Annotated in this window: 14 protein-coding genes; 5 read left to right on the forward strand and 9 right to left on the reverse strand. The window is 34.9% G+C overall.

Going from position 1 to position 13,480, the window contains the following annotated elements:
- Positions 1-126: 126 nt before the first annotated feature.
- The 3 genes from BLP50_RS13660 to tnpC all read left to right on the forward strand — a co-directional run bounded on the left by BLP50_RS13660 (position 127) and on the right by tnpC (position 2,748).
- Positions 127-522 (forward strand): hypothetical protein, encoded by a 396-nt coding sequence (locus tag BLP50_RS13660; RefSeq protein ID WP_090151000.1) that lies wholly within the window; start codon positions 127-129, stop codon positions 520-522.
- Positions 512-874, forward strand: coding sequence for an IS66 family insertion sequence element accessory protein TnpB (gene tnpB / locus BLP50_RS13665; protein WP_072919712.1), 363 nt, complete (start codon positions 512-514; stop codon positions 872-874). The genes BLP50_RS13660 and tnpB overlap by 11 nt, the downstream gene beginning before the upstream one ends.
- A 269-nt stretch (positions 875-1,143) precedes the next feature.
- Positions 1,144-2,748: an IS66 family transposase gene (gene tnpC, locus BLP50_RS13670; protein WP_090151003.1), complete on the forward strand. Its 1,605-nt coding sequence runs from the start codon at positions 1,144-1,146 to the stop codon at positions 2,746-2,748.
- Between the two features lie 149 nt (positions 2,749-2,897).
- Here tnpC and BLP50_RS13675 read toward each other — a convergent pair whose 3' ends face one another.
- The 8 genes from BLP50_RS13675 to BLP50_RS14390 form a co-directional block, all read right to left on the reverse strand.
- Entirely contained in the window at positions 2,898-4,157 is a 1,260-nt protein-coding gene (locus BLP50_RS13675) for a VirD4-like conjugal transfer protein, CD1115 family (protein ID WP_090155739.1), read from the reverse strand.
- A complete protein-coding gene (locus tag BLP50_RS13680) occupies positions 4,150-4,779 on the reverse strand; it encodes a ClpP family protease (protein ID WP_090155741.1) in 630 nt (209 codons plus the stop codon). The genes BLP50_RS13675 and BLP50_RS13680 overlap by 8 nt, the downstream gene beginning before the upstream one ends.
- A 169-nt stretch (positions 4,780-4,948) precedes the next feature.
- Complete coding sequence (locus BLP50_RS13685; protein WP_090155751.1) at positions 4,949-5,410, reverse strand: hypothetical protein; 462 nt, start codon at positions 5,408-5,410, stop codon at positions 4,949-4,951.
- Positions 5,411-5,524: 114 nt separating this feature from the next.
- On the reverse strand, positions 5,525-6,088 hold the full coding sequence (locus BLP50_RS13690; protein WP_090155754.1) for a hypothetical protein: 564 nt from the start codon (positions 6,086-6,088) through the stop codon (positions 5,525-5,527).
- An 11-nt stretch (positions 6,089-6,099) separates the two neighbouring features.
- A complete protein-coding gene (locus BLP50_RS13695) occupies positions 6,100-6,570 on the reverse strand; it encodes a hypothetical protein (RefSeq protein ID WP_090155756.1) in 471 nt (156 codons plus the stop codon).
- Between the two features lie 33 nt (positions 6,571-6,603).
- Positions 6,604-7,707, reverse strand: a complete 1,104-nt coding sequence (locus tag BLP50_RS13700) for a hypothetical protein (RefSeq protein ID WP_090155758.1) — start codon at positions 7,705-7,707, stop codon at positions 6,604-6,606.
- A 119-nt stretch (positions 7,708-7,826) separates the two neighbouring features.
- Entirely contained in the window at positions 7,827-10,262 is a 2,436-nt protein-coding gene (locus tag BLP50_RS13705) for a type IV secretory system conjugative DNA transfer family protein (RefSeq protein ID WP_090155760.1), read from the reverse strand.
- Between the two features lie 17 nt (positions 10,263-10,279).
- A complete protein-coding gene (locus BLP50_RS14390) occupies positions 10,280-11,365 on the reverse strand; it encodes a hypothetical protein (RefSeq protein WP_176753789.1) in 1,086 nt (361 codons plus the stop codon).
- A gap of 317 nt (positions 11,366-11,682) precedes the next feature.
- Between BLP50_RS14390 and BLP50_RS13720 the strand changes: the two genes are divergently transcribed.
- Both BLP50_RS13720 and BLP50_RS13725 read left to right on the forward strand, forming a co-directional pair.
- Positions 11,683-12,300, forward strand: a complete 618-nt coding sequence (locus BLP50_RS13720; protein ID WP_090155764.1) for a hypothetical protein — start codon at positions 11,683-11,685, stop codon at positions 12,298-12,300.
- A complete protein-coding gene (locus tag BLP50_RS13725; RefSeq protein WP_090155766.1) occupies positions 12,287-13,195 on the forward strand; it encodes a nucleotidyl transferase AbiEii/AbiGii toxin family protein in 909 nt (302 codons plus the stop codon). Before BLP50_RS13720 ends, BLP50_RS13725 begins: the two co-directional genes overlap by 14 nt.
- Positions 13,196-13,282: 87 nt before the next feature.
- On the opposite strand, the gene BLP50_RS14470 is transcribed toward BLP50_RS13725, so the two are convergent.
- Positions 13,283-13,480 (reverse strand): hypothetical protein (locus BLP50_RS14470; protein ID WP_207645747.1); only part of this gene is annotated, 198 nt, incomplete at its 5' end.

Raw genomic sequence — 13,480 nt, forward strand, 5'->3', positions numbered from 1 at the left:
GTAAACGTTAAATAGTGGGTACCTCGTACCCGTTCATATAGTTTGAGATAATCCTGTATATAAACTATGGGGTGTTTACATAGTATGTAGACTATGTATAGTGCCCGACATACAGGAGGTATCTTTATGAATAAGTCGGCTCAACTTAAGAAAGAGCTTCGTTATCAACAATGGTTTGCTGAGGTTCAAGAATACAACTCAAGACCTGAAGGTATGTCTGTTAAAGACTGGTGTTCTTTAAAAGGTATTAAACCACCAACTTTTTATGATCATCTTCGTAAAGTTCAAGAGGTATATGTAGATGAACTTCAACAGTCAAAAAAACTTCAAACGATAGAATTACCGCAGCCCCAATTGCCGGTGCAATCGTTTGTTGAATTACCTGAACCAGTAACAGTTCCAAAACCTATAGCTCATGGTGTAGCTTCAATCATCTGTGGTAATGCTAGGATTGAAATATCAGAAGATATTTCAGAAGCATTTCTATTAAAACTGATAGGAGCCATAAGCCATGCTCAATGATACCACCAGTTTTAAGAAAATTTACATCGCAACAGGTTACACTGACCTTCGTCAGGGTATTGATGGGTTGGCATCATTTGTAAAGCTGAGATTCAATCTCGATCCTTTTGACAAGGATACCCTGTTTTTGTTTTGTGGTAGAAAAGCAACCAAGATAAAAGGCCTTGTGTGGGAAGGTGATGGTTTTCTCCTTCTTTATAAAAGACTTGAGGTTGGTGCTTTTGCCTGGCCTAGGACTGAGTCAGAAGCTCTGGCAATTTCAGCTGAACAGTATCAAAGGTTAATGAGTGGTTTTACTATAGTCGCTAAACATCCGATTTCAGAACTCAAAGAGCCTAAAGAAATCGTTTAGTTTTGTATAAAACAGAGAATTTTTAAGCGCCCAAGAAACGCTAATTTTAAGCGATTTTCTTCTTGTTTAAAGCCTTAAATAAGGCTCATTTGTGGGCATATTTTCTCTGGAAATACCATTAAATCAATTGAAATGGCTAATTCATAGCCTTTCATATATAAGCTCTGTGAAGCGTACAAATATAGGCATTATGACGAATGCCAAGGTGCTGCAAATTAGCTTAAATACGGCATTTCAGCTATAATAGTTCCATAAGAAATGGAGCGATTATGTCAGTTAAATTCACAGAGGAACAACTGAATAACTTTGACAAAGCGATGCTAATACAGCTGTTTTTAAATCAGCAGGAGCAACTTGAATCCATCGATAACAAGATGCAGCTTCTGCTTGAACAGATGGCTGATATGAATCGTCAGCGCTTTGGTCGTTCATCTGAAAAAGCTGATGAATCTAACCAACTGTCATTTACCATCGAGGATGGTGAAATCATTTTCAATGAGGCTGAAGCCTTTGTAGATGATTACTTCGATGATGACGATGAAGAAACGGTTACCATCACTCGTAAGAAATCTAAAGGCAAAAAGGAAGAAGATATCAAAGGTCTTCCTGTTGAAGAAATCCCTCATGAAATGACTGAGGAAGAACTTAAGAGCTTCTTTGGTGATGAAACTTGGAAGCGTCTTCCTGACGAAGTCTATACAAGGTATAAATACACACCTGCTTCTGTTTCAGTTGAGGAACACCACGTGGCTGTTTATTCTGGTTCTAAATCAGAGCGAATGGTTAAAGCTAATCATCCAAAGCAGCTACTAAGAAATAGCCTTGCTTCAGCGAGTACTGTTGCTGGTGTTTATAATGCTAAATACGTAAATGCGATGCCGCTATATCGTATTGAAGCTGAGTACAACAGAGTTGGTATTAATATTTCACGCCAGACAATGTCTAACTGGGTTATCCAATGTGCTGACAGATATTTAGCAGTCTTTTATGATTATCTTCATGAGCATTTGTATGACTATCACGTAATACAAGCTGATGAAACTCCTTGTCTAGTTAACAAGGATGGTCGTGATGCTGGTTCAAAGAGTTACATGTGGGTTTACCGTACAGGCAAGATGTACAAGGATAAACCGATTGTAATTTATGATTACCAACGGACTAGAAAGTCCGATCATCCAAGAGAATTTCTCAAGGATTTCAAAGGCATCTGTGTTACAGATGGCTATCAGGTTTATCACTCGATTGAAAAGGAGCGTGATGACCTGACAATCGCGGGATGCTGGGCGCACGCAAGACGCCGATTCGATGAAGCCTTAAAGGCTACATCGAAGGATAAACAAAGATCCTGCACTGCGAATAAAGCATTGAAGATGATTCAGGCTATCTATCGCGAGGAGAAAAAGTTAAGTGACCTTTCTACAGCAGAGAGATATGAACATCGACAGCTAACTGTCAAGCCTCTAGTTGAGGCCTACTTTGCGTGGGTTCATAAAGTTGAACCAAATGTATTAGCTAACAGTAAAACTCATAAAGGATTACAGTATTCAATCAACCAGGAACAGTATCTTAAAGTTTTTCTTGAAGATGGTGAAGTCCCTATGGATAACAACGCTGCTGAGCAGTCAATCCGCGGATTCTGCATCGGAAAGAAAAACTGGGTGATGATTGATACAATCTCCGGAGCTAAAGCAAGTGCTATAGCTTATAGCATTGCCGAAACAGCAAAAGCTAATAACCTAAAACCTTATGAGTATTTCAAATATCTTCTTACTGTAATCCCAGAGCATCTGGATGATACAGATAGAAGTTTTATGGATAAACTACTTCCTTGGTCAGATGAACTTCCAAGTGAATGTAGAAAACCAGTGAAGTAATTGTCGCGCCTGCGGGCGCGGCTAAATTTTAGAAAGGTACGGATGATTTACCGTTTACGAATATTCACTTGTAACTTTCATTTTCAAACACATTTCATAGTAATAAAAATAGCCCATGGCTTTACTCCATAGGCTATAGTTTTAAATATTTAAATGTAATATGACTCAATTAATTCTTCTGTATCTGCATTCTGAACGAATTGAGGCTGAGCGCCTCGCCGTATTATATAGCTAGTATTAATTGGCATATTCAATATTTCATATTTTGGTTTATTTGTTCTTTGAGATATAAGAACTGCAGTCTCATAATCATTTGTCCCCATAAATAAAAGCGTATCACAGTTGGATACAATGGCATCTCCATTAGGATAAACATTGCTTAACTGCTTCAGCGTCTGAGTAGTGATTATTGTTGAGATTCCTCTGCTTCTAATATTATTTATTATCTTATCAAAATCAGTAATATAATATGATGGAAAATCGTCCATAATAAATATTACATCTCTTGGGAGTCGTCCATTTTTGCATTTCGTATCAGCATATTCACACAATGCATTTAACATCTGAGTGAAGAATATATTAATAAGTAAATTCATTGAGGAATCTGTATCTGAAACTTCTACAAAATATATCGATTTACTATTCACAAAATCTTTTATATTAATATCATTCTTTTCTAGCATTGCTGCTAGTTCATCTGTCTCTAGTGAAGAAAACTTTGATAGTGCTGCAGTAACAATTGTGCTGTATGTTTTCTCAGGAGCTGATAAAATATTTTTATATTGTTTTGAAGCAAAGCTTTCTCCATATTGAATAACAAAATTATCTAACGCAACTTCATAAACATACATATTACTTGGCTGTTGTTTGACAAAGGAAATAGCATCCCTTCTGGCAGCCACTAATGATCTTTCATTTGCTTTTCTAATATAATTAATAGCACTATTAAGATTAGCTGGAAGTTCATCTATTGCATCAAGTCTTTCACAATCCAACAAATATGCAAAGACTGAATTAATTAGGAACAGTGCCTGCTCGTCCCAATATGGATCGTTATGTGTGTTCGCAGATTTATCTGCCTTAACAAAAGAATATGCAAGTTTTTGTATGTCGTGAGTAGAATGTACAAATGCCAGCGGATTATAACAAACCGATTCCGAAGGATGTATAAAAGATATTCTCTTTACATCATAACCGTTATCTTCATAATATTTTTTATATTTTTTATACAAAAATCCCTTAGGATCCGTAACTATATAATTACCTGATAATTCAAGCATATTAGGTATAATGCAGCTTCTAGTTTTTCCTGTACCAGAAGTTCCGCAGACGCATATGTTGTTATTAACACCTGTACGTTTATCGTCTCTTGAAAAATGTTCTCCATTAGGATACACAGTTTTATTCATAGACCCTTATCTCCTCGACGATTTTATCTACAATCTTAAAATCTATTGCTTCTTCAGCAGTCAGGAAATTATCATGACTTATCGCTTGCTCCACAAATTCCTTGGTGTTTTTTGTATTCTCAGATAATATTTGTACAAGCAAATCTTTAGTTTCTAATATTGATTCGGCGGTAGCTTGGATTGATGAGGCTGATTTTTGGGCTAGATTCCCCGCCAAAAGCGGCTCATGAATCATTACTTTCGAATGGGGCAAAATAAATCGTCTGCCTTCTGAACCCGCAGATAAAATAATTGCTCCCATTGAGGCGGCAATTCCTATACAATATAAATCAATTTGATTTCTATATTGTCTGATTAAGTCATAAATTGCTAAACCGGATAAAACATCTCCCCCAGGAGAATTAATAAAAATGTTTATTTTATCATCTGAATCAACTAAAGAAAACAACTGTAAAGTAAAAGAATACAACGCTTCGTCATTTATCTCCCCGAATAAAAAAATATTACGGTTATTTAATAATATTGATTGTAATCCAATCTCTTTATTTCCATCAGCAGATAAAACTTGGATCATAGGATGTCGTTCCATTTTATCCCTTTCTAACTTTCTTTCCTGCTTCATAAAAACAAAGAAGCATCTGATAATGCACTATCAAATGCCTCATTGTATTATAAGGTATTTTCGATTTAAAAAGAATAATTCGTATAGAGTGTTAACAAAAAAAACACATTTTCAGATAATTCTAGCCAAAGATTAATATGAGTTTCTCTTGCATTCTACTCTTGTGCCACTAAGCTATACGATTTTGAACTGTTGAAGATAAAATACTGGCTAATATACTATATATATTCTCATCATTAAGTCCTGCAAGCATCTTGCTGGCATCATAATTAACCTGACCTGCTGAAGTAACTCCAGTAATATATGATTCAACATCAATCTTTTCAAGGCCATTTTCCTGAGCGCGTTTATACATCTCCTCAGTGAGGAGTTTATGTTGTAAATACTCAAAGAAAAATGAATTATTAAGAGTGTTCCTATTACCAAACTCCATAGGGAGCGCACACTTGTAATTAAAGGGAATCTTCTTATTGTCAGAACTCTCTATAACAAGAAAATGCGCCACTCCATTTTTCTTTAAATATTTAGAAACACTATTCATAACCTGTTCTGGTGTACTGCCCTCAAAAACCTTTTCTGTAAGAGTGGTCCTTGCTTGCTTATCTTCATTTATAATCATATTTTCATCCATTTTTTAATCTCCTTCGTGAAATATGTTTACTGTAAACCGCCAACAAATTGGATTGTGCGTTTAGCTTATATATAAATAATGTTCATTTATAAAAAAATGATAAGCTTTTCATAATTAGAAGAGTGTATCCAACAAAGCATCTTTCTGGGACTGTAATTCCTCATCAGTAAGTTTTGTATAATCTATTTCATTTTCCGTTCTATATTCTTCACCGTACTGAGTATCAACAGCTTTATTCATATAGAGCGCAAATTCTTTAAGGGTCATTGGATAAATGTCATCATATGTTGGTGCTACGTAGATGTCATGACTCTCAGCGTCACCCTCTTCTGATTCAGAATTTTCAATAGTTGCTGAACCATAGAGCTGAATACAAATGATTGTTGCTAGAGACTTCCAATCTTTATCAGTCATTTCTCTATTTTCATCGATTTTATAAATCGTTCTGTAGTTTGGAAGATAATTCTCTACTGATTGTTTAACCTCTTCTGCAGAAAGAGACAAAATTTCCGCTTTTGTCATCTCTGTTATATTGGGTACAGATGGGTCAATTTCAGTAGTAATTGTTTCTGTATAAGCAGTTGGCTCCTCTTCTTTCGAGCCACAAGCTGTCATAGAAACAATAGAGCTTACCAAAATAGCACTCAAAAGCACCAAACTAATAATTCTTTTCTTCATAAGTAACTCCTTTAACTATATAATTTTTGCTGAGAAAAAACTGGAATAGAAAGTCCTATAAGACTTTTAGTACTTAAAGCCCCATTCCAGTCCACATTATCTTTTATAGGAATGGGATGCGTAATAAAATGCGAATTCTCGGTTGGATTTACAACATGAATTCGGTTGTAATCAATTCCGAACCTAATTAAATAAGCGGTTTCTTTTTTATTTCCATTGGGCTCTAATATGTGATACGATATCGGATTTATAATTAATAAATCCTCATCTTCTTTGTTGCTCATAATCTGGCCGGTTATAAGAACTATATTTCCTGTTCTTATGGCATCTCTGCTACTTCTAGTTTCCTTGGTGTGGAAACAAACAGTCTCTTTCATTTCATACTTCTTCTTGACTTGATTTTTAGTTAAGTATGTTAAGATAAAATAATCTTTACTTTTTAAAAGTTTTACGGCTCCGATTAAAGTAATCTGATTATCCATTTCATTTTCCTTTTATATTTGAATAAAACTTCATTATCTATTTGTACTAATTAATTCAGCGGTAAAAGTATCTCCATCATGGTAAGCTACAAGTTCTTTTTCCACTCCGTCTACTACATATATTGGTCTTGTGGTACCGTATGTTAAAGCAACCACTTCATAATCTGTAAATTCTTCAGTGATTGTTATCGCCACATACTCGTTTTCTGTTTTTGAAAGAGGATATACTTCAAAAAGAGTGTCCCCCTCTCTAAACTTAATATGTCCCACAGAGTTATAGTTATCTACTCTATCTATTCCTTCTTCAACTGAAATGGTATTTAACTTGTCTCCCTGCATAGCGGAAATCCCCGTTGTAAAAATAAGTGATCTAAAATGACCATCCTTAAATTCACCTCTACAAAGAAGCTGGAAGTCATTAATCTCAATTTGAACGATTGACTTAGCATCTTGCTTTGTATCATATGAACTTGCTGTAACAACTCTACCATCACAGTATGCATGAACCAAAATCGGAACATTTGATAGATTTTCTACCAACATGAGTGGAGATACATAAATCATAATTTCATGTCTTTCTCTTGAACCACCTCTTGTGGCACTGAGAATTTTCTTATCATAAACAAAATCTGAAATTGGCTTGTTTCTTTCATCAAAGCAAATCGTATCAAACGGATGAGTATCTGTCCTTATTGGGGCCACAGGTGCTGCACCTATTATATTAGCCTTAAAAGGTTTTTCTTCATCTTCTAAAACTTCGTCCTCCTCAATCTCAATATTCATATCATCTTCCGGAATATCTTCAATTTCTATATTGTTCAGTGTTTCTTCCCCAAAGTCTTCTTCTAGACTAATGTCGTCATCGAACTGCTCTGGAATATCAAGTATATCGTCTCCTGTAATGATATCAGAATCAAATGTTGTTTCTTTAGGCTCTTCCTTTGTAATTTCATCACTTGAATAATAAGCTAAAAATTTAATAGATTCCGTTGAAAAAGTAATGAGTTTCTTATAATCAGTTGGAACATCAAAAATACCATTTTCCATATTCTGATTAATCTCTGCCATCAGACTATCTTTGATTTGTTCAACCGACTGTTTGCAGTTTTCAATATTGCGAATTACTGTTTCATTCATAGTTTTTGTTTAACCTTCCTTATCTAAAAATTGAAAGTGTGTCACCTTATATAAATAATGGGCATAGATTTTTTTTTAATAAAAAAAGGAGAGGAATCCCCTCCTTCTTATGAAATTTTTTAGAAAGTTGTAAAATCGTCTTCTTCTGAATTACCATAGTATTCTTTGTAATTAGTCTCGAGCTGGTCGAAAGCTTCTTGTTTAGTAAACTTTCCCATAACTTCTTTGAAAGATTGCATGTTAAAGTCATGAATGGTTGGAATTGCTCTTGGCTTTCTTACTCTTAGTTTTGCTGCACTCTCTATTGGTCCAAGCGTTGTTCTATCAAATGAATATACATCAGAATTCTTATCAAAATCCTGAATATAATCATATGTATACTTATAATTTGGATGAGATGGATAGTCGTACTTTTTATCCTTAATTGGCATTTCGCCAAAAATAAATAAGATTTCATCTAATGGATCTATGCGGCCAAACTCCTCTGGTCGCATTAACTCACCGCCATCAACATTAATTGATTTATTTATTTTTTCTCCATCGTTAATAGAATTAGAAGCAACACCCTTTGTTGTATTACCCATCTTCCTAGCTAAATACTCGCCAGTTGAATTTTCATCTCCACCAAGGAATATAACCTGAGGGCAGTTACCATCAACAACTTCATATGTATCTTCATACATGCCTTTAAGCTGTGTTATAGTCTGACAAATAATAGTACAAGAAATATTATACTCTCGAACAGTAGAAAGGATTTCCTGATAACCTTCTATTTGACCTGTATTAGGGAACTCATCCTGTAGAAATCTAAAGTGGATAGGCAGTGGTGAGAATCCAACTTTTGCGCCATTCCTTAAAGATGCTTTTTTCAAGTCATCAACGAATTTATTCGCCAAAGCCATGTCTGGTCGTCTTGTAACATATTCACCATCAACTTTAATTTCGTAATATGAGTCATCAACCATAATTTTATTATGATTTTTCTTGAATGTGTGAACCCCTGATACATCTACTTTTTCAGCAATGACTTTTCCCTCTTTAATTGCTTTCATAAAATTTTTATCTCTTTCAAGGATTACATCCTCTGCCGAGAAATGTTTAACAAACTCTTTATCGTTAATATAGACATCTGATGTACCAGCTAAACTCTCATTACATTTTCGATATAAAATATCAAATAACTGTGCATATAAGAAAGCTGTTAAAAAATTATAGGTCTTGTCCTGTGGAGGAATAATCAAAAAGAGCGCATCTCTTTGTGTTCCAAACTTGTCCAGCTCAATTGTATCTGTATCTGTAAGTTCTCTTACCTCTTTTATGTCAAACACATTAAGTTTTGTAGCTGCTGTCATAAGGACTGTTGTAGATGTCTTTTCTGGAGCCAGGCAAAACCCTTCCCAACATTGCAGACAATAGGGTTTTTGTATCTCTGACGGATCACAGTCTTGGCGCTGCGCTTCAAAGGCACGGACATTCTCAAAGATTGCCGAGAGTCTCGATGCATTGGCTGTATTATTCTTGCCATCACCAAGTTTTACTCCTGGTAAAAGTGGAATACCACATGAAGGGGACCATTTCTTGTTTGCTATACGGACAAGCTCAGCTATATTTGAAAAACATGGAGCCATTATTTGTTCTCCCATAATTTCAGTCATTTGACCATATGGCTTGTCCAATCCATCTGGAATAAGTTTAAGAAGTGATATTTCAGCACACATAAGCATTGTCATAGCATCATCCCAGAATGGATCTTTACCTGTCGCTTTTCCCGCCGAAGGGTCTGTTGTTCTAGCAAAAGTCATGGCAAGTTTTCTAACATCATCCTCCCGGTAGCAGTATTTAAGTGGATTATATGTATTAGAATTCTTCTTTGTAAAAATATCAAAAATTTTAACATTGTATCCAAAACGTCTTAGTGGCTCTCCTAAGGCTGAAGCAGTTGAACCTTTAGGATCACAACACACAAAAGCAGAGTTCATTTGAAGAATGTTAGGTTTTAACACATATCTAGTTTTACCTGAACCTGTAATACCAATAATAAATGTATTTAATGCGTGAAAATGATGTCTAGTATCTAATGACTCATAAACGTTTCGCGAGTTAATAACATTGTTATAAGCTAAATCATATCTTGTTCTACCAAAAAGTTTTCCTTTTACTATTACCTTTTCCGCATACTTCTTTGTAATAGCAAAAGGGTCTGCCCAGAATGTTTTACCTTTAGCTTCATCACCAGAATTTATTCTTACATATGAATAAGAATAATGAATTGTTATTATCACAGCGACAATTATTGTCAGCATCCATGCAATTCCCGTACTGTAATTTATCGGAAATACAAACAAAGGATTTGTCGACATTTGAGATATCATTTCATCGATTTTTTCTGTAAAAGTACCTCTAGTTATTGTGTCAACTTTTTCAAAAGCCATTCCAAAATAAAATACTATCAAAGATACCACTATTCCTGTTATTAGAGTCTCTTTGTTTAACCTTTTTTTCTTTTCAACTATAGACAATTCTCTTGCAGGTACTTTATTACGTCGTATTGCCATTTTTATCTCCTTCTAACCTATTTTATATCCGAATTAGAGTTTTCGTCTGAAGAACTACTAGCTGAGCTTTCATCTGAAGAAGAATCTGTACTTTCTTCTGACGAATCATTATCTGGTTCGATGTTTATATCTGTTGCGGCCTCATCAGCTTCCTCGGCTTCTTCTTCAACAACAGCAAGCTCCTCTTTTACAATTGCGTCATCAAGCGGAACCGCATCTTCATCGGTATTACTATCAGTTTCCTCTTCAGAACCATCTAGTGTTTCCTCATCGCTGTATTCCACATCAAACTCAAAATCCATCTCAGCTTTTTCAAAAAGCTTAATCTCAGATTCGATATGTTCTGGCTCTCTTGCTACTGCTGATTCAATAGAGATATTTCCATCTATATCGATTGAAGCTACAATATCTACCCCCGAATTAACTGTATCTCCGAAATCTATCTTAGAAAGAATGTCTGAAATATCAGAACTATGTTCAATAGACATAATAGATTCACCAGCACCAATTGTGAAATTAGTATTCAGAGTCGTCTTCATTGACTCTGTGCCATTAAGATTCTCAATTTTTTCGATTTCCTTAGAATATTCGATATTAATATGGCAAAGATCATACTCTACTGGTTCCATATGAGTAAGATAGAATTCACCATCGATCATTTCGCCGATTTCTTCTTCAATATCTTCAACAGCTATATTGCCATCTTCATCCTCTGTAATAGTACGATTAATCTTTACAACAGTGCCATCCTCCTTTAGATGATAAATTGTTGCAACACGAGCAAGAGCTTTTTTTACCACTTTTTCTTCTTCTTCAAGATTTTCTTCTTCCTCTTCTTCTAAAAGTTCTTTATTATCAGCTATTTCTTCAATTTGAACTTTTTCTTCGTCTTCTTTTTCTTCATCATCTTCTTCATCATCTTCTTCATCTTCATCTTCTTTTTCTTCATCTGTATTGGAAGTGTAATCTTCATCTTCCTCCACAACTACGTCATTACTCTCTTCGTCGCTATCTGTTGGTTCAGTTAAATCTTCAATAGCATAATCAGACTCACTTTCGTCAGCATAAGCATTAATATTCTCTGCTAAAAGAGATGTTGCCATAAGAAGCGATATAAATATTTTTTTGTTCCTCATGTCTAGTTCCTTTCTTTTTTATAGTATTTCTACATGAATAAAAATGGTCTCTTGGGACAGGGTTATAGGTCCAAAATATATATGAGACTTGTGCTTTATTTAAATAATGGCTGTGAAATATTTTTTTTATAAAAAAACTAGGGGACGGGGTTATAGGTCCAAAAAATAAAATGGACCACTAACTCCGTCCCCTAGGCTTTGTTAGAATAAAAACTTGCAAATAATCATCTATGGATGTATCATAAAGTTGAAATAGATAGTTTCATATTTGTGAGGTGAAGCGGATGGTATATGATTATATAATTGAAAATTATAAAAATGGTGAGCCTATTTTTTTGACTGAGTTACCAGGTGATTCTAAAGACTATCTTCGCCAGGAGATGAAGAAACTTGTAGATGAAGGTAAGTTAGAACGCTTATATAATGGTGTATATTTCCTTTCTTATGTCACAATATTAGGAACAAAGGGAAAGATTTCAATAGATAAATATATTGAGAAGAAGTATCTTGGGTCAGAAGAAAAAGTGGAAGGCTATATAACGGGGTTACAGCTTGCAAATAAATATGGATTTACAACGCAGAATCCTTCTTGTTATGAGGTTTGTAGTAATGAGGCGTCTACCAAACAACGTAAGCATGAGATAGATGGGAATACTATAGTTGTATATAAACCCGTCGCAGAGGTTACAGCCAAGAATAAATCTGCACTACAGTTTTTGGATTTGATGTCTATGATTGACAAGTATAGTGAAATTTCCGGACAGAAATTCAACTCGAAGCTAAAAGAATTTGTCAACTTAGTAGGAGTGGATTTTTCTGTTGTAAAAGAATACTTGTCATTATATCCAGACAAGGTTTATAGAAATATTTACGAAGGAGGCCTGATGGGTGAGCTGGTATAGAGATTATAAAGGACAGTGGAAAGAGATTATTGAAACAGTGGCTGCTGAAGAACACCGTACGACTCAGATGATTGAAAAAGATACTATTCAGTCTATGATTCTGTCAGGTGTTTCTCAAAGTGATCTTCCATTTGTGTTTAAAGGAGGTACTTCTTTATCCAAAGCGTATGGTCTCATTGATAGGTTTTCAGAAGATATCGATTTGTCAATGAATCGCAAGCTAACAGAAGGTGAAAAGAAACAGACAAAGAATATAATTTTGAGCTTAGCGGAGGATTTGGGGCTGACTTTAACTAATGCAGAAGATATACAATCTCGTCATAGCTATAACAAATATGTTTTTAAATACGAATCTCTCTTTAGTGAAGTGCCTCTGGAGTTGATTGTTGAAACGAGTTTTTATCAGGATGTTTATCCAGCGGAAGTTCATGATGTGTATAGCTTTGTGGGGAGATTCTGTGAAAAGAGCGGAATAACTTTGCCAATTCCATTTTCTGAAGCAAAGATAAGTATGCAGGTGCAGTCCTTAGAGCGAACATTTATTGATAAGGTATTTGCTGTTTGTGATTATCGTATTCAAAATATGATGGATCGAGATTCGAGGCATCTATATGATATTGCTAAGTTGCTTCCTGAGGTTGAGATTACACCTGAATTGGATTCTTTGATTGATAAGGTGCGCGATGATCGTATGATGTCAAAGAACAATCCATCAGCACAGCTTGAATATAACATTCCCGAGATGCTTAAGGAAATCATTTCGAGTCGATTCTATGAATCAGATTACAACAACATTACCAAGAAACTATTATATGAGGATGTGTCATATAATGATGCAATTAAAAAAGGAATAGCTATAGTGGCAGATATGGAAATTTTTGTTTATAAAAAATAGATGTTACGCTAAGTGAGAAAAGATAAGCCTAGGGGACGGGGTTATAGGTCCAAAAATAAAATGAACCACTAACTCCGTCCCCTAGGTTTATCTTTCACATTCCACATCCCATTGTGGTTGCTCTATACTAATCATCTGATTAATAGTCTCCGCCTCCGGTTTATGGGATTTGAACATATATTTTTTTTCATACGGATTTCGTAGTTCCGTACTTATCATTTTTGATTTTAATGAATCTTGCGATTCTAGTGTTGGATATTCAATAACATTTTCATCCGTTTTTAC

This window comes from Pseudobutyrivibrio sp. AR14 (assembly GCF_900101325.1).
GTDB lineage: Bacteria > Bacillota > Clostridia > Lachnospirales > Lachnospiraceae > Pseudobutyrivibrio.

Excerpts from the sequence above, each read along its gene's own strand:
- BLP50_RS13660 (WP_090151000.1), top strand. The coding sequence starts at position 127 with ATGAATAAGTCGGCTCAACTTAAGAAAGAGCTTCGTTATCAACAATGG.
- BLP50_RS13680 (WP_090155741.1), bottom strand. The coding sequence starts at position 4,779 with ATGAAGCAGGAAAGAAAGTTAGAAAGGGATAAAATGGAACGACATCCT.
- BLP50_RS14390 (WP_176753789.1), bottom strand. The coding sequence starts at position 11,365 with ATGGCAACATCTCTTTTAGCAGAGAATATTAATGCTTATGCTGACGAA.
- BLP50_RS13695 (WP_090155756.1), bottom strand. The coding sequence starts at position 6,570 with ATGGATAATCAGATTACTTTAATCGGAGCCGTAAAACTTTTAAAAAGT.
- BLP50_RS13685 (WP_090155751.1), bottom strand. The coding sequence starts at position 5,410 with ATGGATGAAAATATGATTATAAATGAAGATAAGCAAGCAAGGACCACT.
- BLP50_RS13675 (WP_090155739.1), bottom strand. The coding sequence starts at position 4,157 with ATGAATAAAACTGTGTATCCTAATGGAGAACATTTTTCAAGAGACGAT.
- tnpC (WP_090151003.1), top strand. The coding sequence starts at position 1,144 with ATGTCAGTTAAATTCACAGAGGAACAACTGAATAACTTTGACAAAGCG.
- BLP50_RS13700 (WP_090155758.1), bottom strand. The coding sequence starts at position 7,707 with ATGAATGAAACAGTAATTCGCAATATTGAAAACTGCAAACAGTCGGTT.
- tnpB (WP_072919712.1), top strand. The coding sequence starts at position 512 with ATGCTCAATGATACCACCAGTTTTAAGAAAATTTACATCGCAACAGGT.
- BLP50_RS13720 (WP_090155764.1), top strand. The coding sequence starts at position 11,683 with ATGGTATATGATTATATAATTGAAAATTATAAAAATGGTGAGCCTATT.
- BLP50_RS13690 (WP_090155754.1), bottom strand. The coding sequence starts at position 6,088 with ATGAAGAAAAGAATTATTAGTTTGGTGCTTTTGAGTGCTATTTTGGTA.
- BLP50_RS13705 (WP_090155760.1), bottom strand. The coding sequence starts at position 10,262 with ATGGCAATACGACGTAATAAAGTACCTGCAAGAGAATTGTCTATAGTT.